The organism is Castellaniella sp. GW247-6E4 (genome assembly GCF_040276065.1).
Taxonomy (GTDB): domain Bacteria; phylum Pseudomonadota; class Gammaproteobacteria; order Burkholderiales; family Burkholderiaceae_B; genus Castellaniella.
Genome location: NZ_JBELOI010000005.1, coordinates 128,022 through 150,008, shown reverse-complemented (window position 1 = coordinate 150,008; position 21,987 = coordinate 128,022). Strand labels below are relative to the sequence as shown.

The 21,987-nt window shown below is 58.4% G+C and carries 24 protein-coding genes; 6 read left to right on the top strand and 18 right to left on the bottom strand.

Annotation, left to right across the window (positions count from 1 at the left end; all coding sequences use genetic code 11):
- Position 1: 1 nt before the first annotated feature.
- A complete protein-coding gene (locus tag ABS761_RS08205; RefSeq protein WP_350407669.1) occupies positions 2-934 on the top strand; it encodes a cobalamin-binding protein in 933 nt (310 codons plus the stop codon).
- A gap of 80 nt (positions 935-1,014) precedes the next feature.
- On the opposite strand, the gene ABS761_RS08200 is transcribed toward ABS761_RS08205, so the two are convergent.
- From ABS761_RS08200 to ABS761_RS08140, 13 genes are all read right to left on the bottom strand, one after another.
- Entirely contained in the window at positions 1,015-1,485 is a 471-nt protein-coding gene (locus ABS761_RS08200) for a hemerythrin domain-containing protein (RefSeq protein WP_350407667.1), read from the bottom strand.
- A 131-nt stretch (positions 1,486-1,616) separates the two neighbouring features.
- Positions 1,617-2,459 (bottom strand): fumarylacetoacetate hydrolase family protein, encoded by an 843-nt coding sequence (locus tag ABS761_RS08195; RefSeq protein ID WP_350407666.1) that lies wholly within the window; start codon positions 2,457-2,459, stop codon positions 1,617-1,619.
- A gap of 155 nt (positions 2,460-2,614) precedes the next feature.
- Positions 2,615-3,241: a DUF1989 domain-containing protein gene (locus ABS761_RS08190; RefSeq protein ID WP_350407664.1), complete on the bottom strand. Its 627-nt coding sequence runs from the start codon at positions 3,239-3,241 to the stop codon at positions 2,615-2,617.
- Positions 3,242-3,366: 125 nt separating this feature from the next.
- Positions 3,367-4,302: a substrate-binding domain-containing protein gene (locus tag ABS761_RS08185; RefSeq protein WP_350407662.1), complete on the bottom strand. Its 936-nt coding sequence runs from the start codon at positions 4,300-4,302 to the stop codon at positions 3,367-3,369.
- A gap of 8 nt (positions 4,303-4,310) precedes the next feature.
- Entirely contained in the window at positions 4,311-5,012 is a 702-nt protein-coding gene (locus ABS761_RS08180) for an ABC transporter ATP-binding protein (protein WP_350407660.1), read from the bottom strand.
- Positions 5,012-5,776: an ABC transporter ATP-binding protein gene (locus tag ABS761_RS08175; RefSeq protein ID WP_350407659.1), complete on the bottom strand. Its 765-nt coding sequence runs from the start codon at positions 5,774-5,776 to the stop codon at positions 5,012-5,014. The genes ABS761_RS08180 and ABS761_RS08175 overlap by 1 nt, the downstream gene beginning before the upstream one ends.
- Positions 5,773-6,087 (bottom strand): Rieske (2Fe-2S) protein, encoded by a 315-nt coding sequence (locus tag ABS761_RS08170; RefSeq protein WP_350407657.1) that lies wholly within the window; start codon positions 6,085-6,087, stop codon positions 5,773-5,775. The genes ABS761_RS08175 and ABS761_RS08170 overlap by 4 nt, the downstream gene beginning before the upstream one ends.
- A 154-nt stretch (positions 6,088-6,241) precedes the next feature.
- Positions 6,242-7,210, bottom strand: a complete 969-nt coding sequence (locus ABS761_RS08165; RefSeq protein WP_350407655.1) for a heterodisulfide reductase-related iron-sulfur binding cluster — start codon at positions 7,208-7,210, stop codon at positions 6,242-6,244.
- Positions 7,211-7,319: 109 nt separating this feature from the next.
- Positions 7,320-7,652: a Rieske (2Fe-2S) protein gene (locus ABS761_RS08160; RefSeq protein ID WP_350407654.1), complete on the bottom strand. Its 333-nt coding sequence runs from the start codon at positions 7,650-7,652 to the stop codon at positions 7,320-7,322.
- A gap of 3 nt (positions 7,653-7,655) precedes the next feature.
- On the bottom strand, positions 7,656-8,879 hold the full coding sequence (locus ABS761_RS08155) for an NAD(P)/FAD-dependent oxidoreductase (protein WP_350407652.1): 1,224 nt from the start codon (positions 8,877-8,879) through the stop codon (positions 7,656-7,658).
- Between the two features lie 143 nt (positions 8,880-9,022).
- A complete protein-coding gene (locus ABS761_RS08150; RefSeq protein WP_350407651.1) occupies positions 9,023-10,168 on the bottom strand; it encodes an ABC transporter substrate-binding protein in 1,146 nt (381 codons plus the stop codon).
- A gap of 123 nt (positions 10,169-10,291) precedes the next feature.
- Positions 10,292-11,176, bottom strand: a complete 885-nt coding sequence (locus ABS761_RS08145; RefSeq protein ID WP_350407649.1) for a branched-chain amino acid ABC transporter permease — start codon at positions 11,174-11,176, stop codon at positions 10,292-10,294.
- 82 nt (positions 11,177-11,258) lie between these two features.
- Positions 11,259-12,248, bottom strand: coding sequence for a branched-chain amino acid ABC transporter permease (locus ABS761_RS08140; RefSeq protein WP_350407648.1), 990 nt, complete (start codon positions 12,246-12,248; stop codon positions 11,259-11,261).
- Between the two features lie 494 nt (positions 12,249-12,742).
- Here ABS761_RS08140 and ABS761_RS08135 point away from each other — a divergent pair, with 494 nt between their 5' ends.
- The 5 genes from ABS761_RS08135 to ABS761_RS08115 all read left to right on the top strand — a co-directional run bounded on the left by ABS761_RS08135 (position 12,743) and on the right by ABS761_RS08115 (position 17,196).
- On the top strand, positions 12,743-13,774 hold the full coding sequence (locus ABS761_RS08135; protein ID WP_350407646.1) for an asparaginase: 1,032 nt from the start codon (positions 12,743-12,745) through the stop codon (positions 13,772-13,774).
- Positions 13,775-13,790: 16 nt separating this feature from the next.
- Positions 13,791-14,489, top strand: a complete 699-nt coding sequence (locus tag ABS761_RS08130) for a GntR family transcriptional regulator (RefSeq protein WP_350407644.1) — start codon at positions 13,791-13,793, stop codon at positions 14,487-14,489.
- Positions 14,490-14,788: 299 nt separating this feature from the next.
- On the top strand, positions 14,789-15,589 hold the full coding sequence (locus tag ABS761_RS08125; RefSeq protein WP_350407643.1) for a thiazole synthase: 801 nt from the start codon (positions 14,789-14,791) through the stop codon (positions 15,587-15,589).
- A 22-nt stretch (positions 15,590-15,611) separates the two neighbouring features.
- On the top strand, positions 15,612-16,469 hold the full coding sequence (gene thiD / locus ABS761_RS08120; RefSeq protein WP_350407642.1) for a bifunctional hydroxymethylpyrimidine kinase/phosphomethylpyrimidine kinase: 858 nt from the start codon (positions 15,612-15,614) through the stop codon (positions 16,467-16,469).
- A 46-nt stretch (positions 16,470-16,515) separates the two neighbouring features.
- Positions 16,516-17,196 (top strand): protein-L-isoaspartate O-methyltransferase family protein, encoded by a 681-nt coding sequence (locus ABS761_RS08115; RefSeq protein ID WP_350407640.1) that lies wholly within the window; start codon positions 16,516-16,518, stop codon positions 17,194-17,196.
- A gap of 39 nt (positions 17,197-17,235) precedes the next feature.
- Here ABS761_RS08115 and rfaE2 read toward each other — a convergent pair whose 3' ends face one another.
- The 5 genes from rfaE2 to ubiE all read right to left on the bottom strand — a co-directional run bounded on the left by rfaE2 (position 17,236) and on the right by ubiE (position 21,868).
- The gene (gene rfaE2, locus ABS761_RS08110) at positions 17,236-17,724 is read right to left on the bottom strand and encodes a D-glycero-beta-D-manno-heptose 1-phosphate adenylyltransferase (protein ID WP_350407639.1); all 489 of its coding nucleotides are present in this window, start codon (positions 17,722-17,724) and stop codon (positions 17,236-17,238) included.
- 3 nt (positions 17,725-17,727) lie between these two features.
- Positions 17,728-19,284, bottom strand: a complete 1,557-nt coding sequence (gene ubiB / locus ABS761_RS08105) for a ubiquinone biosynthesis regulatory protein kinase UbiB (protein WP_350407638.1) — start codon at positions 19,282-19,284, stop codon at positions 17,728-17,730.
- Complete coding sequence (locus ABS761_RS08100; protein ID WP_350407637.1) at positions 19,278-19,907, bottom strand: ubiquinone biosynthesis accessory factor UbiJ; 630 nt, start codon at positions 19,905-19,907, stop codon at positions 19,278-19,280. Before ABS761_RS08100 ends, ubiB begins: the two co-directional genes overlap by 7 nt.
- 89 nt (positions 19,908-19,996) lie before the next feature.
- A complete protein-coding gene (locus tag ABS761_RS08095) occupies positions 19,997-20,968 on the bottom strand; it encodes a Tim44 domain-containing protein (protein ID WP_350407636.1) in 972 nt (323 codons plus the stop codon).
- A 129-nt stretch (positions 20,969-21,097) separates the two neighbouring features.
- A complete protein-coding gene (ubiE, locus tag ABS761_RS08090; RefSeq protein WP_350407635.1) occupies positions 21,098-21,868 on the bottom strand; it encodes a bifunctional demethylmenaquinone methyltransferase/2-methoxy-6-polyprenyl-1,4-benzoquinol methylase UbiE in 771 nt (256 codons plus the stop codon).
- Positions 21,869-21,987: the final 119 nt, after the last annotated feature.

The window sequence follows — 21,987 nt, the reverse complement described above, 5'->3', positions numbered from 1 at the left end:
CGTGACGGCGGATCTCGCCAAGGTCCACGCCGGCCGCAGAGCCTCGCACCGGTGGGCAAGGCCCCGGGCCGGACCGCGCACGTCCCACCGAGGCGCGATCCGGCTGGCCATCGCCCTGGCCGCAACCCTGCTATTCGCCAGGCCGCCGCTGGCCGTGGCCGCCGACGGCGCCCCGAACCGCATCATCACCCTGGCCCCCAGCGCCACCGAGTTGGTGTACGCCGCCGGCGCGGGCGCGGAGATCGTCGGCACCGTCCTCAGCAGCGACTACCCGCCCGCCGCGCGCGACATCCCACGCATCGGCGATGGCATCCAGTTCGACCAGGAAACCATCCTGGCGCTGCGCCCAACCCTCGTCGTCGGCTGGCTGCCCTCGGGCGGCAGCCAAGCCCTAGCCACGGTGCTGCGGAACTTGGGCGTCCCCTTGATTTATGCCAACCCCCGGACGCTGGACGAGATCCCCGCGCAGGTTCGCGACCTGGGATGGCGGCTGGGCACCGGGCCGATCGCCGCGCGCGCCGCCAACGCTCTCCAGGCGCGCATCGGCGCCCTGTCCGCGCCCGCGGGCCCACCCCGGTCAGTCTTCATAGAAGTCGGCACCGACCCCCTCTACACGTTGGGCAGAGACCCGCTCATCGACGATCTGCTGTCCCGCTGCGGAGGCGCCAACGTCTATGCCAGCCAGACCGTCGCGGCCCCGCAAGTGAGCGTGGAGTCCGTCCTGCGCATCGATCCGGATGTGGTCATCGTCTCGCCCTACGGAGGCCAGACCCTTGTCGCGCGCCGCGGCTATTGGGCGAACCTGGGCCTGTCGGCCGCCGTGCGTGGCCACCTCTATGCCGTCGATCCCGACTGGCTGCACCGTGCCGGCCCCCGGCTGGTGGACGCGGCCGAGGCGATTTGCGCGGACCTGTCAGCGAGTCCGAAGCGGTAGGCGCGGCCGTTCGGACTGGCCTGGCGAAACCAGCGTGAGCCATCCTCCGGCATCAACGCTTCAGGCGTATATCCCGACCATCAAGAATCTCGCGCCTCGCCAAACAAGCAGATCCAGTTCTCGGGCAGGCGAGCCGAATCGATCTCAATAAAAGTGGAGGCTAGTTTATATTTCTTGATAAAGACATCCACGACCGGGTAGATCAACTCTTCCTCCTTGTCATCATGAATTCTCAACATGTCATGCAAGTCGGAAACCGTTTTTCTCGACCCTGCGCAGGCGCGCTCACGAGAGTTCTCATGGAAAGACTCCATGCACCTCCATATCTCCCCGTGGTCCTGCTTCAAGTTCAGCGTCCACTCTCCAGCGCCACGGTTCTCCAGTATCGGGAAAATAAAAGCCTCTTCAAGATAGATATGGAAACGCAGGCGCTCGAGAGCGTGTGAACAATCAGGCACCTCTAGCCCCTGGCCGACCATGTTCTTTAAAGCATCATCGATATCTCTATGTTGATTTTCAAGTAACCGGGCAACAGAATAGTTTTCCTTCATCTCGAACCTCGTCGGCATGAATCGCACCGACACCAACTTGGCGCTGAATCGATCAAGGCGGACCGCCCCGCGCCTTTTGTGGCGGCTACGCCCCGCAGGCCTTCTAGGCGGGGCGCCGGCCCAGCGCCCGCTCAGGCGGCGACTACGGTTTGGCGCTGTTCGCCAAGCCCCTCGATGCCCAGCGCCATGGTGTCGCCCACATTCAAGTACAGCGGCGGCTTCATGCCCATGCCCACGCCCGGCGGCGTGCCGGTGGTGATGATGTCACCGGGATTGAGCGTCATCATCCCGGACACATAGGCAATGAGCTTGGGCACATCGAAGATCATCGTCGCGGTGGAGCCGGTCTGGCGGCGCTGGCCATTGACCTCCAGCCACATCGCAAGATTGCGCGGGTCCCGCACCTCGTCGGCGCTCACCAGCCAGGGCCCCAGAGGGCCAAACGTGTCATGGCTCTTGCCCTTGGTCCATTGACCAAGCCGCTCGATCTGGAAATGGCGCTCGGACACATCGTTGCACACGGCATACCCGGCGACATGCCCGAGGGCGTCCTGCTCGCTGACATACTTCGCGCGCGTCCCGATGATCACCGCCAGCTCGACCTCCCAGTCAAGCTTGGTGGAGCCCCGCGGCTTTTCAACCGCATCGTAGGCACCGCACAGGCTGCTCGTCGCCTTCAGGAACACAATGGGCTCGCCCGGAATCTGCATCCCCGATTCCTTGGCGTGATCCGCATAGTTCAAGCCAATGGCGACGAACTTCGGGGCCCCCCCGACCGGCGCGCCCAGGCGCGGCGTGCCCGCCACGAGCGGCAGCGACTGGACATCCAATTGCCGAACCTTGGCAAGGCTCGCGGGGCTGAACGCCTCGCCCGCCCAATCCGCAAGGTGCGCGGACAAATCCCGAATGCCGTCCTGGGCATCCAGAATCCCGGGCTTTTCCTGCCCCGCTTCGCCGTATCTAACCAGTTTCATGAATCAACACCTCCTCTAGAAGCCGAGGGCCCGGCCCTCCAGAACGGAGCGCCGGGCCTCTGTCACACCACCGGCCGCTTCCACCACGACATTCTCCTGTCATGCCACTTCAAAAGTACTCACACAGCGGCGCGAAACATCCCCCGCTGGGGATCTCAGGCCGCGGCACCTTCGCCCTTGTAGACCCGTACCATGACATCTGTCACCTGCGAGCCCCCGATCGGGTTCAGATCCATGGGACATGCGGATACCGCCCCGATGACATCCTCCAAAGCCCTCAAAACAATGAAATCACCCGCCGCGGTCTTGCACGGCTCTTGGACGAGCGTGCCGTCCTGCTCGATGTGCGTGCTCTGAAATATATTGAACGGATCCGGAAACGTCTCGCGGCCGATCCCATATGGCGCCAGCACCTCTTCGAAGTTCGCCACACAACTGCGGTGCTCGGCGACGCCATAATCCACCAGATATCGCTGCTCATCGCAAGCCGCAATCAGTATGTCATGCGACGGCGACCGATCCTCCACGATCTCGAACATCGGCCTGCGCATGCTGGAGCGCAGGGTATCCCCGACTTTGAGAGTCAGGGATTTCAAGGAAATGCGGGTATGCGTCGGAGAGAGTTTTTCGGAATGATCCTTCTGATTGAAGGCGATGAAATCCGCCACCTGTCCGCCCTCGGCGTCGATGATCTGCAGCAACTGGCCCTTTTTGACCTCGAAAGCCTTCGCGTGCCCGCCGGGAACCATCACTTCTGAAACCAAAACCTTGTTGTCCACCATGACATCACCTACTAATTAAGTTAATAAACCATGCATCACAATAAAAGGACTGCCTATCCAGGCTCATCCGGAATTCATGTCGATTCCCCTCGTCTCATCCCGACGGAAAGAATATTCTCATGCAATCATGAGGCTACAAACATCTCCTGCACACTGGGTTCTCTCGAAATCAAGTGCTGCTCTCTGAGGTAGCCAGTCAATTTTTTTATATTCACAATATTCCGTGCAGTCAGCCCATACGGAACCGGATCGTCCCCACGCGCGATCGTCTCCGCAAGCCAGCCCGGCATCTCATCTCCGCCGAAAAAGGATGACGGATTACTTCCGAATAGATCCACCTTTTTTTTGGAGAAAGCCTCATATAGCGCCGCCCCTGCTTGAGGGTGCTTTGCGAGGCAGCTTTCAGCCATTACGATGAGATGATTGATGGGGTACAAACCCGTTCGCTCATAATATTCCCTCTCGATATCGTCGGCGTTGCGCAGCAGAGGCCTGAGCCTTTGGTTCGTATCGGGCCTGGCGTCGTCCCTAAGCTCGGGGGAAATGATCGCGTCATACACACCGGAAATGACGCCATCCTCAAGGTCATCCGTGGTGTAATTGATCTTTACTGTGGAAGGAACCGGAAAGCGCTGATTCGGTCCGGATACCCACCGGATATCCGACCAATGCACCTGGTATTCTTCCAAAAGTATCCCACGGGCCCAAACTCCAGCCGTCATGGAATAGTCTGGTATGGCCACGACTTTTCCAATCAGATCCCTCGGCGATTCCAATATGCTGTCGCGCCTCACCTTGATGATATGGTGTCGGAACGCCCTATACGGAAATACAGGCACGCCGACGATGCCGGTATCGGCGCTTGCATAACTCTTTATGAAATTGGCCAGGGAATATTCACATACATCATAGCTTCGAGCCGTGCGCATGTTATTGAATATACGCCCGACCTCCTCCTTTTTGTACGAGAACGTGATGTCTCGATATCTGCCCGAGATATCGCTGGCGTACTTGCTCGCGCCCCCGACGATTTCTATCCTCTGCTGATTTTCAATAGCCATGAATTTTCTCAATTTCCGTACAGAGCCGCCTCCAGCCAATCGCTATTCTGTGCTTCAGCCGCGGTTCCCTCTTTAACAAAACTCCCAAGCCGAAGCACGCTTACATTTTTTGCGATCTTCAACCCCACTTTGACCTTTTGCTCGACGATGATCACAGTCACACCCATAGAATTGATCGTGGAAACCTGCTCGAGAACCAGGCTCATCATGGTGGGCGACAACCCCAAAGATGGCTCATCAAGCATGAGAATCTTGGGATCCCCCATGAGTGCCCTGCCAACTTCGAGCATCCTCCTTTCACCGCCGCTGAGGGTCTTGGCCTGAGAGGTCCGCCTCTTTTTTAAAATCGGAAAGCGATCAAAGGCTTTATCCACCTCGTCCCTCGCCATCCCCGGCCGCTGAAACGCACCCATCAGCAAATTATCCTCGACAGACATGATGGGAAACACTGTGGACTCCTGAGGGACATATGCCACCCCCAGATCCAGCAGTTTTCTCGCGCCAAGCCCATCCACTCTTTGCTCGTCTATGATGATGTCACCAGTCCGTATTTTCAGCATGCCGAACAGGCATCTCAACAGCGTCGTCTTGCCTGCACCGTTCGGACCAATGATGAGGCGACAATCTCCTTGGGGAATCTCGGACGACAAGTCCCGCAAAACCTCGAACTTGCCGTAGCCCGCGCTCACAGATTTTATTGAGATTGCCATCAGTCTTCCCCTATGTAGAGGCGCAAAACGTCCTCATTTTTTCGAATATCCGACGGGCTGCCTACGGCGATCACCTTTCCGGAATCCAGAACATATATCTGATGGCACAGCCGGAACACCACTTCCATCTCATGCTCCACGATCACCATGGTTACACGATTCTTTGCATTCAGGTCATTAATACAATCGATCACCAACTGGACAGAGTCCCGCGACAAACCCGCAGTGGGCTCGTCCAGGAGCAATAGCTTAGGTGACGTGGACAAGGCCATCCCGAGTTCCAGGAGCCTCCTATGCCCATAAGAAATATCTCTCGCGGCGAGATGATGATAGTCCGACAGGCCAACCAATCGGAGCACATCAGCTATCTCTGGAAGCACCCTGGGCGAGCGGGAGAGAGGTAATTGCGCCGCCCGTATATTTTCCTCCACACTTAGACGGTCAAATACCTGCACGCTCTGAAAAACACGTGAAATCCCACAACTCGCCATCACCGCGGGCTTGACCACCGGAATGCGTTCCCCTTCGAAATATATCTGCCCTCCCTTCGGTTGAAGCTCTCCGGTAATGACATTAAGCAGCGTGGATTTTCCAGAACCATTCTGCCCGATCAAACCGGTGACCTTGCCCCTCTGAACCTTGAAATCAACCTCCTCAAGAGCTTTTATTCCCCCAAAGTGCATCGTAATGCCATCAGCCTGCAGGGTATAAGGCTCGCCACCGGACATCAACCCGCCGCTCAGGCCTTCATTCTGGGCTGTCACAGGTCATTCTCCATTTTTATTAGAATCGTGCCATTCTCGACACGTGTCTCGTAGGTTCGCAAGCTCCGATATCCATGGATCTCTTTGCCTTTTGATTGCAGATCGAACCGCCATCCATGCAGGGGACAAGTCACGACATTTTCTTCCAAAAATCCGTCGATCAAAGAGGCCTGGCGATGAGGACAGAGCGCATCGAAACAAACGTACTCGTCCTCGATCACCGCGACCACATAGCCCCTTCCGTCCAGGGTGACGGCAGTCATACCTTCCCCAATGTCCTTCAAATCCACCAACTTCGCCCAATCCGCCATAATCAAACCCTCTAGTCATTAATGTTCAGATGATTACTGCCTATCAGGCCGATATATAATGCTTATTCATTATATGTTGCGAGACATTCCGATGAGGAAAATAACCTCTCGACCACATAAGGCCCCGTGACAGATTCAATATCCTCAACACCAATCAATGTTTTTCAGGAACGACATTCGCATATATTGACTTGATCACTTGCGCCCTCACCACATCGGCATCCAGACCATACTCCTCAATTTTCGGCGTGAGATAGCGCATCGATAGGTCTATATCATTGAATAGCCTGACCTTCTTGAATTCCTCCACGAAACCGACTCCCATGCTCATTGCAAGTAGGTGAAGATAATGAAACACCTTGACCTTGTGATTGAGCTCGGCGGCACAATGCTGTCTGTAGCAAGAGTGATACGGAACCACAATGGCTTGAGCCCCCAAGCGGTCGGCTTCCTCGTACATGACCAGCCTGTCCGCGGGCTGCATTGGAAAGGCGGTTTGACAGTGTATGCCGGGCCCATGAGCCTTTTCGCTCTCTATTATCTCGAGCCCTGGTATTCGCTCAATTATTTTCCTCATCTCCGCCGCATCGGCCACAGCCTCGTCGTTTACGCTATGCGTATGCAAAACAACCTTCATATTCAAAGGTTTCATGTGTTTCTCAAACAAAGGCATGTACTCCGAGAATAACGATGCAATTGCTCCGTACTGATACTTCATCCGCCCAACACGACTGCTGAGAAACACCTGCACACAGTCCGGACAAATCGATACCACTCGAACCGGCTTGCTGCGGCCGAACTCATGCATACTCACCTTGGCGGTTTGTTTTTCAAGATCCGGTCGCTGTGCCAGACGGTGGAGTTCTCCGCAACAATTATCCGGCCCACCCATGATCAGATTGCTCTTTCCAATCAGGTTTAGCAGCTTCTGCGCCAATAATGGGATAGAAGGGGTATACGTCGCCATGCAGGACAGGTGTATCAATACCTCCGGCGGGCTGATGTCTTCGGATACCTCGGTCAAATATGTGAGATCTTCTGGAGCAAGCAACTTGCCCAGGCTTCTAACGGAATCAAAAGCACTGGCGATTCCTTTAATAGAAGTGTATGAAGCGTTTTCCATGAATCTATCCACCTATAAGAACTTGGGGAGCATTACCCGCCACCGAGAGCCTGATTCCAAGCCTTCCGTGATGGGGCTCCAGGCGCGATCGATCTACGTTCGATCACAACTAATTCAAGATTTTGTCTGTATTCACGTACACCTTCCCCTCCTTCAGCAGGGTTGCGTATCGATTGACCTTGACAGTCGCCGGCAGAGTCAGGGCTTCGCCAGAATATATGTTGAACGTCGCCCCATGCAGCGGACATTCGATGATATCGCCCTCGAATATACCCTCCGCCAAGGAAGCATCGGCGTGAGTGCATTTTTCATCCAACGCCACCACGTCCTCGGTTGTTCTGAAAAATGCCAGTGCCTTGCCGTTGACGTTATAGCTGCTCGGAAACTCTTTACTGAGCTCATCGAGATCGCATACCAGCATGAAGCCTTCCTCATCACTCATTCTTCAACTCCGCTTCTGTTGCGCCAAAATCAAGTCCCTAGCTGATTTCAAGGACATCGGTTTACCGTTTTTAATCTGTCTTTTTATTCTTGCCATGATTGGCTCGAATTTGTAGCTGATCGCCCCATATATCATCTCATCCCGACAAAACGCCAAGAACATGTCTTCGTCATTCCGTGTCTGGATCGGGCACACCTCATAGTCGCCGTTGATGTCCCCGACCATCTGCACCATATTTCCATACTGGGTGGACCAAAACCAGGGTGCATAAGGCGTTATATTTTCTTTCCCGTCATCCAGCATGCCATTGGCCGCCATCTGAGCCTGGTGCCGGGCGCTGTCCCAGGACTCGAACCGGACCCGACCACCCAGCGTCTTGATCACCGACACATCTCCGGCGGCAAACACATCCGGCAGATCGGTCCTGCCCCATTCATCCACCAGCAAGCCGTTGCTCAAAGGATTCCCATCGGCGTCCGCCACGATTTCCGAATTCGGCACCGAACCGATGCCCACGACGATCAAGTCCACGGCCAATAAGGAGCCATCGCTCAATCGCACGCGCTCAACCGCCGAATCGCCATCAAAGGAGGAGACAGAGCAACCCAACTTGAGATGCACCCCCTTGCCAAGATGCAAGTCCCTCAGAAAGGCCGACAGGTCGCTGCAATTTATCCTATTGCAAAGTCGCTCCGATACATCCAGCACGGTCACGTCCAGTCCGAGTATGCGCGCAGCCGCGGCAACCTCCAGACCTATCCACCCACCCCCGACGATGAGGATATTCTTATACCGGGTGAGTGCGGCCTTTATAGCGTAGGCATCCTGGATATCCCGAAGATAGAGAACATTCTTCAGTCCCTCCCCAAATATTGGAAGTCTGCGTGGACGAGATCCCGTGGAAATCAAGACTTTTTCGTAAGGCAAGCGCGCACCCGAATGAAACACAACTTCCTTGCGGGCCCAATCCACGAGTTCGACCTTTGCCCCAAGAGTGGTGTCGATACTCAGGTCTTTATACGCGGTCTGCGGCAGCACATCGCAGGATACAGATCCGGCTTCCTTCAATAGTACGTCCTTTGATAACGGCGGCCTCTCATAAGGCAAGACACCCTCATCCCCAACCAGGTGCAATTGACCCTTAAAACCACCATCCCTAAGAGCCTTGCACGCAACGGCTCCCGCCAAACCCCCACCTACCACGACAAATTGGGAAGAGAAATCCATGTAACAGTCTCGTAATGTTTTTGTGAATCGGTTTTTACCGCTATGAGATGATCGAGCATGGAGTCATTTATTTATAAAGAACGAGCCATACCCACGAGTGCCTAGTCATCACGGTTGGCCGGACGTGACCGGCCAGCCGCATATCACTCGGCATGCACCCTGGCTTTTTTATTCTTGTCAAATCTAGTGACAACCGTTTTGAATTGAGCCTGCCCGTTATCGTCGAAGTTCAAAACCCCATCACCATAAGTCATGCCCGTGAACTTACTGGTGCGCAGCACGTCCCTCAAGGCCTTTGGATCCACCTTTCCAGCCTTTTGGTACGCTTCCACTGTGATATTCACCATGTCATAGCTGGTCGGACCGTTGAAGCCAGGGATTTCTCCGTACTCTTTTTCATAATCTGCCAGGAACTTCTTGACCTCTGGGCTATCGCTACCGGGAAACCACGCGCCAGCCACGAGCATGCCGTCGATTGCATCCCAACCCATCTTTGCGGGGATGTCCTCCGTCCAGGTGGACTCCCCAGCCAATTGGGCCTTCAAGCCGTACTGCCTGTATGTTCTCAAGAAGGAGACCTGTTCGTTTATATACTCAGAGGACTGAAACACGAAATCCGGATCGATCTTTTTCAGTTTAGTGATGATAGGAGCAAATTCCTCATTTTCCTCGTCGTATGTAATGATGTCGGTGACCTCCAGGCCCTCGTCCTCTGCCGCCTTTTTGAAGGTACTGCTCGACTCGGCACCCCATTTTGAGTTAACCGCCACGACAACGCCCTTTTTGTGGCCCATTTTCTTCAGGTACTCCGACAGCGACACATCTCTGCCATAAAATGTTTCCTTGATTTTGAACAAATAGGGATCCCCCTTTGGACCGGAAAACTGGGAGGTTCCACTGACGGAGTTGAGGACGACATAGCCGGAATCGATAAGCAGCGGCCTCGAAGCAACGGCACCGCTGCTGCACATGCCCACCCAAATGACATCGATGTCCTTCATCGTGTCCAGCGCCGCTCTCGTCGCCTTTACTGCCGACGTCGACTTGCATTCCGAATCGAACCACGACACATTGAACCGATACTTGGTGCCCCCGACGTCGAACCCATTCTTATTGATTTCATTGACCCGCATCTTGATCGCTTTGCTGGCCGGGCCGTTATTCACCATGCTGGACCCGCTAAGCGGCATGATCGCGGCCACATTGATATCCTTTATTTCCTGGCTGTGAGCAGGACCGAGGCCCAGGAGGCCAAGCAGTACGGTTGCTGGCAGAATATTCTTCAACATATCAAGCTCCTTGGTCATTAAGACCGAGATATTGCATATGAATGTGATGACGCAAATATTAATTTGATGATTTTCCCGCGATCCTATGAGGTGATATTGATTTCCCTGAGGGAAATCCAGCCTTCAGTTATTTTGCCTTGCAAATTTTCCGGCCCCTATCCCCTGAGGAAACAGAATGATGGCGACAATAAAGGTGATGATCACGGCAAACTGCTGCCATTTCGTATCAAAGAAAACCACGGATGTGCTTTGTACGATTCCCAAAATCAGGCTGGCAATCAATATGGTGGCCAAATTACCGGGCCCGCTCATAACCACGATCAGAAATGATGTAATCAGAAAAGTGCTGCCCGTCAAATAACTCACCGAATATACAGTGCCCCACAGCACGCCAGCGATACCCGCCAGCCCGCACCCTATCCCAAAGGCGATGCTCTTTACCAAGTCGACGCGGATCCCAACCACCGCCGCTGCGAGGCTATTTTGCGCAACCGCCACCACAGACTTTCCAAAGCGAGTGTACGTGGTATAGATCCATAGCAATAGAAAGATCACCGCAGATATCAGTAATACATGGATGCCCGTCATGGGCATAGTCAGTTCCCCATATTCGAATACGCCCGTGGACATCGAGGATGAAAAATATTGCGGCTGAGACCCGAAGAGCAAAAGCGCAGAGTTTTCCAGCAAGGTGGCCAGACCCATCGTCAGAAACAGCGTATCCACCCGGAAATTATCGTGACCGAACAAGGGTTTTATCAGTACCCTTTCTGTCAACACCCCCGCGAAGATCGCCGCCGCCACCCCGAATATCAAGGCAAGGCCATAGGGCGCGCCTGCCCATGTAGCCACTATGGCAATCACCGCGGCGATCATCATATATTGCGTATGCGCAAAATTAATGACGTTGAAGAGTCCAAAGACTATGCCGAGGCCAACAGCCGCGAGTGCGTACAGGGCGCCGACGACAATGCCGTTCAGTAGTTGTTGAATGATGGTGATAAACAAGGCCTTATCCTTTTGAACTGTATGACGTTCCGTAGCATGAGTCTTGCGGTGGAAAGCCGGACCATGTGGGTTCTGTCCTTGGTTAACCGGCCGACGAGTTCTGTTTGGCCTCGCTCGGACTGCGTGCGGGCGCCTTCGTGAATATACCGGCAATCCCCCCGGGAAACCGTAGGACAAGGAGAATCAGCACTGCACCATAAATGATCATTCTAAATTCTGGCGCAACTCGCAATACCTCGGGCACTACAGTTATGAAGAACGAGCCAAGCAACGGCCCCACAATTGTTCCCGGGCCGCCCGCGGCCAACATGATCACGTACTCAATGAGATAATTCAGCCCGGCAATGTTCGGATCTATGAAACGGATAATCAGCGCGAGCAACCCGCCTCCGAAAGTCATGATTGCACCAACGAAAGTGAAAGTCGACAGTTTGATCAGGAATACGTTGAAGCCCAGGGCTTTCGCCTTTCCCTCATTTTCCCTAACCGCCCTCCAACGCAATCCGATTTCCGACCTAACCAAAACCGTGGTCATGATAAAGACCACGAGGCAACTCACGCAGGCCAATATATACATGCTGAAATTGTCTCCCGCGATGGGAGGGAAATCGCCTAAACCTCTCATGCCGCCGGTGATGCCATCGAAATTACGGATCAGCAATCTGATTGCCTCTGCGGCCGCAATTGTTCCGAGGCCTAGAAAGAACCCACTCAGGCGGCAAAAAATCAAGAAAATGAATGCGCCCACGAGGGCCCCTAGCATCATTGTCGCGATGATCACCGACGGCAACGAAAGACCGGCCTCAGCCAGCAAAGCGGCGGCATATGCCCCCAAGCCGACTTGACCCGCTACCGATAAATTCAGCATGCCCATGTAGCCGTTCGTAATGTTCAACGCCATCACGATGATTGCATGGACAGCGAACAAGGAGGCGATGAATATGATGTAGTCGCTTCTCCATAGTACGGGTATGGTGAATATTGCCAGTGTCAGAAAGAATGTTAGAACATCCCCGGAGTGCTTTTTTAGAATGCTGTGATTGCCAGCGTTGTCTCTAATGGTGGAGTGCATGTCATTATTTATATGAAGTTGAATGATGAATGGCCTATGTCGACTCCGACTGCGGGCCCTCGCAGTTCAGGCCAACCGTGGATGTTCTCAGGCACCTGTACCTCTATCGACAGCCACCACGTACGCCCCTCTAGCTCGGTCGCATTCGCCCCGCCCCAATCCTGGCTTCTGGCAATGCCATTCCGAAAAATATGCCCCCTTGAGATCTTGAGGCCGCGCCACATCGTCTGCCCGCGACATCCCCGATTTCATGCTTTGCGTCTTCCCCCTCACTGAGGCCTCCTTTAAATATGCCCACACTGGCTCTCAAAAGCCTCAGGACTGACGACCAACCGACAGGCCTGAGCATGTTATTTTCCGCATAAATTCATCTAAGTCGCTGATAAAAATCACAAATTCCATGAATGACAAGGAGTGTGTTTTTGATTGCATATAAAATATATTTAATATAATATACATACTCCCAAGTTCCCTCCGATATCAGTAATAACCCTATGAATACTCGATCGAACACAATAAAACCCATCATTGCAATCGCGTCATTAGGCGGCACTATTACAATGACGGCTCGTAGGGGAACGGGGTCGAGCGGTGGGGTCATCCCCTCCCTAACAGCACAGGACCTGGTGAAAGCCATTCCTTCCTTGGACGCGATAGCGTCTATCGAGGCCAGCACCCTATCGTCCATACCAGGGGCTTCCCTGGTGGTTTCAGACCTTTGTCGTTGCCTGGTGTGGGCGCAGGCACAGGTAGCTGCCGGCGCCACAGGCGTAGTCATTACGCAAGGCACCGACACCATCGAGGAGTCCAGCTATTTCTTCGATTTGTACTGGGATCAGGAGGCGCCCCTGGTCATTACTGGTGCAATGCGCCACCCCGAATCCGAAAGCCCGGATGGCGCGGGCAACCTCTTGGCGGCAACTATTGTTGCCGCTTCGCCCGAATCCCGGGATCGGGGAGTGCTCGTGGTCATGAACAATTCGATACATTCCGCCAGATGGGTGCAAAAATGCCATAGCAGCGGATTGTCCGCATTCGAATCCAAGCCATTCGGTGCCATTGGGTTCGTAGAAGAGGCAACCCCGTGCTACAGCGCCGCGCCGTCAAAAAGGGTCCCACACCTGAGCTTGCCTCCCGATACGAATCGGCCGGGAGTGGCTCTGGTCAAAGTACACATAGGAGAAGACGGCCGGCTCTTACGCCTGGCCATCGACGGGGGATACCGGGGCGCTATCATAGAAGCCTTTGGCGTCGGGCATGTGCCAGCAGGCTTCGCGAAGACGACCGAGCTGCTTGCCCGCCGGGTCCCGCTCGTCATGACAACAACGACTGGCGCCGGCACGACATTTCAACGTACTTATGGGTTTGAAGGCTCCGAAATACACCTACTTCAGCAAGGGGTCATTCCGGCGGGCTGGTTGTGTTCGAGGAAGGCTCGAATCCTGCTGTCAGAGCTGCTGTCCACAAGTACCGATATGCATGGCATCATGAACGAATTCAAGGTACGAGGATCAACACACTATTAATTCATGAGCTCATATCATGACTATAAAATCTAACATAAAGGTTCGCCGACAGAAGCTAACAGCCCAAAGTTATGTGCTGGACTCTCTGCGGAGCTCTATCACGGATGGATCCCTTGCGCCTGGCACCCGTCTGATTCTGACAGAGGTGGCCAATCAACTCGGAGTGAGCGTTACACCAGTGCGCGAGGCCATTCAGAATTTGTCAGCAGAAGGACTCATTGTCATCACGCCCAGCCGCGGTGCGTTCATAAGGGGAATCAACTTAAAGGACGTGCGCGAGATATACGAATTACGGGGCGTCCTGGAACCAATAATGGTTCGCCGCATCATAGAGCGGATCACACAGAAGGAGCTGAACCAAGCCTCGCTTCTGAATAAAAAAATGTCGAACCCTGGCATCGATCTCGATGAATGGGTGGAGATGAACAGGCAGTTTCACGCCATTTTTTCTGAAGAGCGCGACGAAAGCGAATTGGCCTCAATTCTAACCCGACTGCGGGCCAATGCGGTCGGATACGTCAGGTTTTCGCTGCGAGCCAATCCGAAACACATCAAGGAATCCAATACCGAACACACCAACATAATAGAAGCATTCGAAGAAAAAAATACGGAAAAGGCAGTTTCAATTACTTTGAGGCATCTACAAGAGACAATATATTCCATAGAAAATTTTTTCGAGGAATTTGAAACCCAAACGAGCAACCCACAGGCCTGATGTCGAGGATCAGGCCGGCTATCGCCTGGGCGGGAACTTCCGCACCGTGGCTCTCATGCACGAAGAGTTCATGCAAAATCGCCCGTACGACTTCCCGGTCCTCAGTCAACGACACATCGACGAGTCGGGTCATGAGGATCTATCGATTCCGCGGGAAATGCCCCCCTCTGGGGGGCGTGCGGGTAAGCGGCAACCATGCTCTCCAACGATGCACATCGTCCGGGCAAATGAATTATCCTTGTAGACGGTCGCCGCAAGTCCGCAGCGCCCCATACACTACCGCTCCCGCATCTCACATCATGCTCACCCAGTCCCCCCTCACCATCGCCAACCGCAACTATCAGTCCCGCCTGCTGGTCGGCACCGGCAAGTACCGCGATTTCGAGCAAACCCGCGACGCCATCGAGGCGAGCGGCAGCCAGATCGTCACTGTCGCCATCCGCCGCACCAACATCGGCCAAAATCCCGGCGAGCCCAATCTGCTGGACTTCCTTTCCCCAAAGCGCTACACCATCCTGCCCAACACGGCGGGCTGCTATACCGCCGAGGATGCCGTGCGCACGCTGCGCCTGGCGCGCGAACTCCTGGACGGCCACAGCCTCGTCAAGCTCGAAGTCCTGGGCGACTCGGGCAATCTGTTTCCCAACATGCCCGAGACCTTGGCGGCTGCGCGCACGCTGGTCGCCGATGGCTTCCAGGTCATGGTGTACTGCAGCGATGATCCGATCCAGTGCCGCATGCTCGAGGACATCGGCGTCGTGGCGGTCATGCCGCTGGCCTCACTGATCGGCTCGGGCATGGGCATCCTCAATCCCTGGAACCTGCGTCTGATCATCGACCAGGCCCAGGTTCCCGTCCTCGTGGATGCCGGCGTGGGCACGGCCTCGGACGCGGCCATCGCCATGGAACTCGGCTGCGATGCCATTCTGATGAACACGGCAATCGCCGGCGCCCGCGACCCGATCCGCATGGCGCACGCCATGCGCCTGGCGGTGGAGGCCGGCCGCGAGGCCTACCTCGCCGGTCGCGTCCGGCGCAAATACTACGATGCTGATCCCAGCTCGCCCGCCGAGGGGCTGCTGCCCTCGACCCGCTCCTGAATCCGCAGTGCATTCCGCTCCCATGATCCCCAACACCCTGACCATCGCAGGCGTCGATCCCTCGGGCGGCGCCGGCGTGCTGGCCGACGTCAAGGCCATGAGCGCCCTGGGCGCCTACGGCATGGCGGTCATCGCCGCGCTGACCGCTCAAAATACCCAGGCCGTCACCGGCATTTCCCCCGTGCCTGCCGACTTCGTCGCGGCCCAGATCGACACCTTGTTCGCCGACGTGCGCGTGGATGCCGTCAAGATCGGCATGCTGGGCCAAGAGAGCGTGACCCTGGCCGTCGCCGACCGACTGGCGCACTGGCGGCCCGCGCACATCGTGCTGGATCCCGTCATGGTGGCCAAGAGCGGCGACCACCTGCTGGAAAAGCGTGCCGTATCGGCCCTGCGCGAAGGCCTGCTGCCGCTGGCCGAAATCATCACGCCCAATCTGCCCGAGGCCGGCGTGCTGCTGGGCTCGACGCCGGCCGACAACCTAAAGGACATGCGCCGCATGGCCGAGCGCCTGCGCCGTCTGCTGAGCGACGATGAGGACCGCTGGGTCTTCCTCAAGGGCGGGCACCTGCCTGGAAACGACACCATCGACATCCTGCACAACGGCGACCGCCTGATTGAAATACCGGGCCGGCGCATCGAGACGCGCAACACGCATGGCACCGGCTGCACGCTGTCGGCCGCCCTCGCGGCGCTGCTGCCGCGCGCCGCCGACGTGCCCGAGGCGGCGCACCGGGCCAAGGACTATCTGGTGCGCGCGATCGCCAGCGCCGACGCCCTGTCCGTGGGCTCGGGCCACGGGCCGGTACAGCACTTCCACGCCTGGTGGCCCCATGAACGGGCGGGACACAGCGCCAGAGGGACGGTGCCTGGCCTATAATCGGACTATCGTAAACCCTTGGTTTTCCAACCGCTTCTCACGAGACATGAACATCAACGAGCTACCGGACACAGAACGCGCCCGTTTCAACATGGTCGAGCAGCAGGTCCGCCCCTGGAGCGTCCGGGACGAAAAAGTGCTGCAGGCGCTGTTCGACGTGCCACGCGAACGGTTCGTGCCGCCTCACCTGCAGGCGCTGGCCTTCTCTGATCTCGAGCTGCCGCTGGTGATCGACGGCGTGGATACCCGCGAGACCATGCTCTCGCCCAAGGTCGAAGCCAAGCTCGCCCAGGAACTGCTCCTCGAGCCCACCGACTGCGTCCTCGAGATCGGCACCGGCTCGGGCTACCAGGCCGCCCTGCTGTCGCGCCTGGCCCAGCAAATCACCAGCATCGAACTCGAGAGCCGCCTCGCGGCCTTTGCCCAGACCAACCTGCAACGCAACCATATCGACAACGTCAAGCTCGAAACCGGCGATGCCCATGCGGGATGGGGCACGGCGGAATTCGACGCCATCCTGATCACCGGATCGGTACCCAGCGTACCCGACGCGCTCAAGTATCAGCTCGCGATCGGCGGCCGCCTGGTGGCGGTCGTGGGCCGCTCGCCCGTCATGACCGCCTGCCGCATCACGCGCACCAGCGCAGCCGGCTTCGAGACCATCGGCCTGTTTGACACCTTCATCAAACCGCTGCGTGGCACGGCCAAATCCCGCTTCAAGTTCTAGGGCGCTTTCGCGGCCCGCGCGGCGCTCGGCCGTCCTCGTCTAAGCGCGGATTTTTTTCAGCAAGGCCGTCGTCGAGCGCTGGTGCTCGAACGGAATCGCCACCGCTCGGCCGCCCCAGGCGCGCACCAGCGCACTTTCCGGCAGGGCATCCATATCGTAGTCGCCCCCCTTGACGATCACGTCGGGGCGCAGGGCCTCGATGAGCGCCATAGGCGTATCCTCGGCAAACATCGTCACCACATCCACACAGGCCAGCGCCGCCAATAACGCCATGCGGTCATCGAGGGCGTTCAGCGGCCTGTCGCCCCCCTTGCCCAGGCGGCGCACCGAGTCGTCCGTATTGACGGCGACGATCAGGGTCGCACCCAGCGTCGCGGCACGATCCAGGTATGTGACATGGCCACGGTGCAGGATGTCGAATACCCCGTTGGTGAAGATCAATGGGCGCGGGAAGCGCCCCTCGCGCACCGCGCGCTCGCAAGCCTCGCGGTCAAGCATCTTGGATTCGAACCGGGCGGGATGCGCCATCGCTCAGCCCCGCGTCAATGCCCAGAGCGCGACGCCCAGGGCCACCGCCAGCACACCACACAGCACCGTCAAGAGGCGGTTGGTCTGATCCTGGGCCTTGCGCAGGCGCTCGAGCTCGGTCCGCATCCCGACGCCCGAATCGGGATGGTTCAGCCGGGTGTAGACCAGCCTGGGGATCTGCGGCAGAATCTGGGCCCACTGGCCGGCTTCCTGGTCCAGGCGCTGACGCAGGCCCTGCAAGCCAATGCGCTGGTGCATCCATTTTTCCAGGAACGGCTTGGCGGTCTGCCAGAGGTCCAGCGCGGGGTCGAGCTCGCGTCCCATGCCCTCGACATTCAGGAGCGTTTTTTGCAGCAGGACGAGCTGGGGCTGGATTTCAACGTTGAAGCGGCGCGACGTCTGGAACAGCCGCAGGAGCACCTGCCCAAGCGAGATCTCGGACAGCGGGCGATCGAAATAAGGTTCGCACACGGCGCGCACCGCGCCTTCGAGTTCCTCCTCGCGGGTCTGCGCCGGCACCCAGCCGGACTCGATGTGCAGTTGCGCCACCCTCCGGTAGTCGCGCCTGAAGAAAGCCAGAAAATTCTGGGCAAGGTAGTTCTTGTCGAATTCAGACAGAGAACCCACGATACCGAAATCAAGGGCAATGTAGCGCCCCAGCATGGCGGGATCATCCGACACGTAGATATTGCCCGGATGCATGTCGGCATGAAAGAAGCCGTCCGTGAACACCTGCATGAAAAAAATCTCGACGCCCTGGCGCGCGAGCAAACGGACATCCACCCCCACGGCGCGCAGGCGGTCGACATGGCTGACGGGAATGCCCCGCATACGCTCCATCGTAAAGACCGGGGTGGCGCAGAACTCCCAGACCACCTCGGGCACCTTCAGCAGGTGCTCGCGGCCCGTGCCCGGGCCGAAGTTGCGGCGCAACTGGCTGCAATTGGCGGCCTCGCGCACCAGGTCGAGTTCGTCGTGCAGGTACTTGTCGAACTCGGCGACGACCTCGCGCGGCTTGAGCCTCCGACCATCAGGCCCCAGGCGCTCGACCAGCCCCGCGATCGCGCGCAGCAGCGTGAGATCCTTTTCAATCGCCTCGCGCATCTCGGGCCGCAGGACCTTGACGGCCACCTCGCGGCCATCGTGCAGAACCGCGAAATGCACCTGGGCGATCGAGGCCGAAGCCACCGGTTCGCGCTCGAAGTGCGCAAAGAGCCGGTGCGGCGAATCGCCAAGGGCCTCTTCGATGATCGCCTCGGCAATCTCGGAAGGAAAGGGCGGCACGCGATCCTGCAGCCGCGCCAGCTCGTCGGCCAGGTCCTGCGGCACCAGGTCGCGGCGGGTCGAGAGCACCTGGCCGAACTTGACAAAAATCGGCCCCAGCGACTCGAGCGCGAGGCGTAGGCGCTCGCCTCTCGGGCGGCGTGGTCGATGGCCCAGGCAGACGATTCGCAGCAGTCCGTGCGCCCAGGGGTGCTGGATGCTCGAAAGCACCAGTTCATCCAGTCGATAGCGCAGCGAAATCAGAATGATGTGGGTCAGGCGCAGAAAAGTCAGCATGTCCGCCCCGCCCTTGCAGCCCGCGCCGATATTCGCCGCTCAAGGGCATCGAGGCGTCCACGCAGCGTCTCCACGCCCTCGCGCCAGGCATCGAAGTCCGGCCGCGGGACCGCCAAGCCGCTTTCCTCGCCCAGGAACTCGGCCAGGTTGTCGCGCGCGCGCCCCGCCGTCGCGCGCGCGCCAGTGCCCAGCGCGCGCAAGCCGCCCGCCAGCCGCAACGCCGCCACGTCGCCCACCACGTGCGCGAGCTCATCCTCGAGATCCCAACGCAGATTGCCGGCCAGATCGGACACCACTTGTGCCAGGCCGGCATCACCCTGGATGTGCGCCATGGAGGATAGCCGCGCCGCCCCACCCTGGCGCCAGAGGCCGGGCAGCTCGCGCCAGCGCCCTTCGGGCAGGGAAATGACGACGTCGGGCACGATGGCGGCATCCGCGGCCTGGAGCAGGCCCTCGGAGGAGATGGTGGCTTGCAGTTGCCAGGGGCCGCCGGCCGCAAGACGCAGGGTCTTGCCGGCGTGGGCCACCAGGCGATGGCGCGCCCAGTCCTCGCGCCGCAGCAGCGCGTTGAGCACGCGCAGTGCGAGACCGGCGGGATGCGGCGGGGGAAAAGGGAGCGACATGATCATACGCGATGCGCGAATACCTGAAAAAAGAAGGGCCCGCAGGCCCTTCAGTTTACCGGTTTTACGTTATGCGCATGAGGGCCGCCTCAGGGGGTGTCGATCTGCTGAATCCCAGCCAGCAGCCAGCCCTGGCCGTCGGCCTTGTACAGGTTCCAGACTTCTTCGAAGCGGAAGGCCTCGGCCCCGACTGCCTCGCGCAGCATGCCCGAATAGCGCACGCTTGCCAGATGGCCTCCGGCCACGGACTCGATCCCCAGCAGCTCGGCATTGAGCAGGACCACCTCGGTCTGATTGCCCTCGTCGTGCTGCGGCAGTTGGGGCGTGATCTCGACCAGCAGATCATCGGTCAGGTACTCGCGCAGGTTCTCGCGATTGCCAGCATCCCACAGGGCCTGGATCTGGATGAAGCGCTGCTTGGCCTGGGCCAGGAAGGTGGGCACGTCGAAATCACCCGGGATGAACCAGCTCGGATCGGCAGCGGGCGAAGCCACCGCCTCGATGGTGGGCGCCGCAGCGGGCACCCCTTCGGATGCGGTCCGCGAGGCCCCGCCGGCGACCGAGCCACCCGGCCACGCGGCCTCGGGTGACGGGCCTTGGCGGTAGCTGTGCCCCGCGGGCGCCATGGTGCGCTGGGTGCCGCGCATGCGGCGCACCAGCCAGACCACGGCAAATGCCACCAAGCCGATCAGAATCATGCTGGACAGGAGCTCGAGGAAGGCGCCCGACAAGCCCAGGCTGGACAGCAGGGCCGCAATCCCCAGGCCCGCCGCGATGCCCGCGAGCGGCCCCAGCCAGCGGGACATGCCCGAACGCGCGGCCGTACCGGCGGCCGCGGTGCCCGCGGCGGCGGTCGTGCCAGTCGCCGCGGAACGCTGCGTGGTCTGGGCGGCCGGCGGGGTGACTGCCTGGCGCTGCTGCGTGACATTGGTGGACTGCTTGCCGAAACTGCGGCCCATGCCCATGCGACGAGCCTCGGCATCGCTGGAGACGGCGAACATGGCAACGGCCGAGAACATGAGCATAGCCCCGGCCAGCCAACGGGAAAGTCGCAAATTCATGAAGGGGAACTCCGGTGGTGCCAGGCCGCGGCATCCGGGACGGATGATACGAAACTGACGTTCAGCTTAATGTCAGCTCCACATTAACACAAAATCCCCTCGCGATGGCAAGGCCGGCCAGGGCCGGGCTCAATCGAACCGCACGCCCTCGTGCAGGGCCACCACCCCGGCAGCCATGTTGAAATGCTGGACGCGTTCCAGGCCCGCCTCGCGCATCATGGTCGCCAGCGTCTGCTGATCGGGATGCATGCGGATGGATTCCGCCAGGTAGCGGTAGCTGTCCTCGTCACCCGCGACCAGTCGGCCCAGGCGCGGCAGCACATTGAAGGAGTACCAGTCGTACGCCGGGGCGAGCGGGGCCGCCACGCGTGAAAATTCGAGCACCAGCAGCTTGCCGCCTGGCTTGAGCACGCGGCGCATTTCGGCGAGCGCACGATCCTTGTGGGTCATGTTGCGCAAACCAAAAGCGACCGTCACACGATCAAAATAAGCGCCGGGAAACGGCAGGCGCTCGGCGTCGCACACGGCCGCCGGCGCCACGATGCCGGCATCGAGCAGGCGATCGCGGCCCACCCGCAGCATCGAATCGTTGATGTCGGTCAGCCAGACCTCGCCGGTCGGCCCGGCGCGCCGGGCGAACGCACGGGCCAGATCCCCCGTTCCGCCGGCGATATCCAGCACCCGCATGCCCGGCCTGACCTGGGCCCGGCCGATCGTGAACGCTTTCCAGATGCGATGCAGGCCGGCGGACATCAGATCGTTCATCACGTCATAGCGCGACGCCACGGAATGAAAGACCTCGGCCACGCGCCGGGCCTTGTCCGATTCGGATACGGTCTGGAACCCGAAATGTGTCTGCGGCCCCGGTCGAGCCTGGGCGTCTTGGCGGTCGTTTTGCATGATCCGGGTATCGTACCGCATTCCCGGCCCGCGCCTCCCGTCCCAGAAAACGGTGCCTGCATTTTGGCCCACAGTCACACCCATGAAATAATCCGGTCATAGCATTACAGTGCCGTCAT

Bases quoted from the DNA above. Each gene is read 5' to 3' on its own strand.
- ABS761_RS08200 (WP_350407667.1), bottom strand. From the start codon at position 1,485: ATGAAGGAAAACTATTCTGTTGCCCGGTTACTTGAAAATCAACATAGA.
- ABS761_RS08195 (WP_350407666.1), bottom strand. From the start codon at position 2,459: ATGAAACTGGTTAGATACGGCGAAGCGGGGCAGGAAAAGCCCGGGATT.
- ABS761_RS08190 (WP_350407664.1), bottom strand. From the start codon at position 3,241: ATGGTGGACAACAAGGTTTTGGTTTCAGAAGTGATGGTTCCCGGCGGG.
- ABS761_RS08185 (WP_350407662.1), bottom strand. From the start codon at position 4,302: ATGGCTATTGAAAATCAGCAGAGGATAGAAATCGTCGGGGGCGCGAGC.
- ABS761_RS08180 (WP_350407660.1), bottom strand. From the start codon at position 5,012: ATGGCAATCTCAATAAAATCTGTGAGCGCGGGCTACGGCAAGTTCGAG.
- ABS761_RS08170 (WP_350407657.1), bottom strand. From the start codon at position 6,087: ATGGCGGATTGGGCGAAGTTGGTGGATTTGAAGGACATTGGGGAAGGT.
- ABS761_RS08165 (WP_350407655.1), bottom strand. From the start codon at position 7,210: ATGGAAAACGCTTCATACACTTCTATTAAAGGAATCGCCAGTGCTTTT.
- ABS761_RS08160 (WP_350407654.1), bottom strand. From the start codon at position 7,652: ATGAGTGATGAGGAAGGCTTCATGCTGGTATGCGATCTCGATGAGCTC.
- ABS761_RS08155 (WP_350407652.1), bottom strand. From the start codon at position 8,879: ATGGATTTCTCTTCCCAATTTGTCGTGGTAGGTGGGGGTTTGGCGGGA.
- ABS761_RS08150 (WP_350407651.1), bottom strand. From the start codon at position 10,168: ATGTTGAAGAATATTCTGCCAGCAACCGTACTGCTTGGCCTCCTGGGC.
- ABS761_RS08140 (WP_350407648.1), bottom strand. From the start codon at position 12,248: ATGCACTCCACCATTAGAGACAACGCTGGCAATCACAGCATTCTAAAA.
- ABS761_RS08135 (WP_350407646.1), top strand. From the start codon at position 12,743: ATGAATACTCGATCGAACACAATAAAACCCATCATTGCAATCGCGTCA.
- ABS761_RS08130 (WP_350407644.1), top strand. From the start codon at position 13,791: ATGACTATAAAATCTAACATAAAGGTTCGCCGACAGAAGCTAACAGCC.
- ABS761_RS08125 (WP_350407643.1), top strand. From the start codon at position 14,789: ATGCTCACCCAGTCCCCCCTCACCATCGCCAACCGCAACTATCAGTCC.
- thiD (WP_350407642.1), top strand. From the start codon at position 15,612: ATGATCCCCAACACCCTGACCATCGCAGGCGTCGATCCCTCGGGCGGC.
- ABS761_RS08115 (WP_350407640.1), top strand. From the start codon at position 16,516: ATGAACATCAACGAGCTACCGGACACAGAACGCGCCCGTTTCAACATG.
- rfaE2 (WP_350407639.1), bottom strand. From the start codon at position 17,724: ATGGCGCATCCCGCCCGGTTCGAATCCAAGATGCTTGACCGCGAGGCT.
- ubiB (WP_350407638.1), bottom strand. From the start codon at position 19,284: ATGCTGACTTTTCTGCGCCTGACCCACATCATTCTGATTTCGCTGCGC.
- ABS761_RS08100 (WP_350407637.1), bottom strand. From the start codon at position 19,907: ATGTCGCTCCCTTTTCCCCCGCCGCATCCCGCCGGTCTCGCACTGCGC.
- ABS761_RS08095 (WP_350407636.1), bottom strand. From the start codon at position 20,968: ATGAATTTGCGACTTTCCCGTTGGCTGGCCGGGGCTATGCTCATGTTC.
- ubiE (WP_350407635.1), bottom strand. From the start codon at position 21,868: ATGCAAAACGACCGCCAAGACGCCCAGGCTCGACCGGGGCCGCAGACA.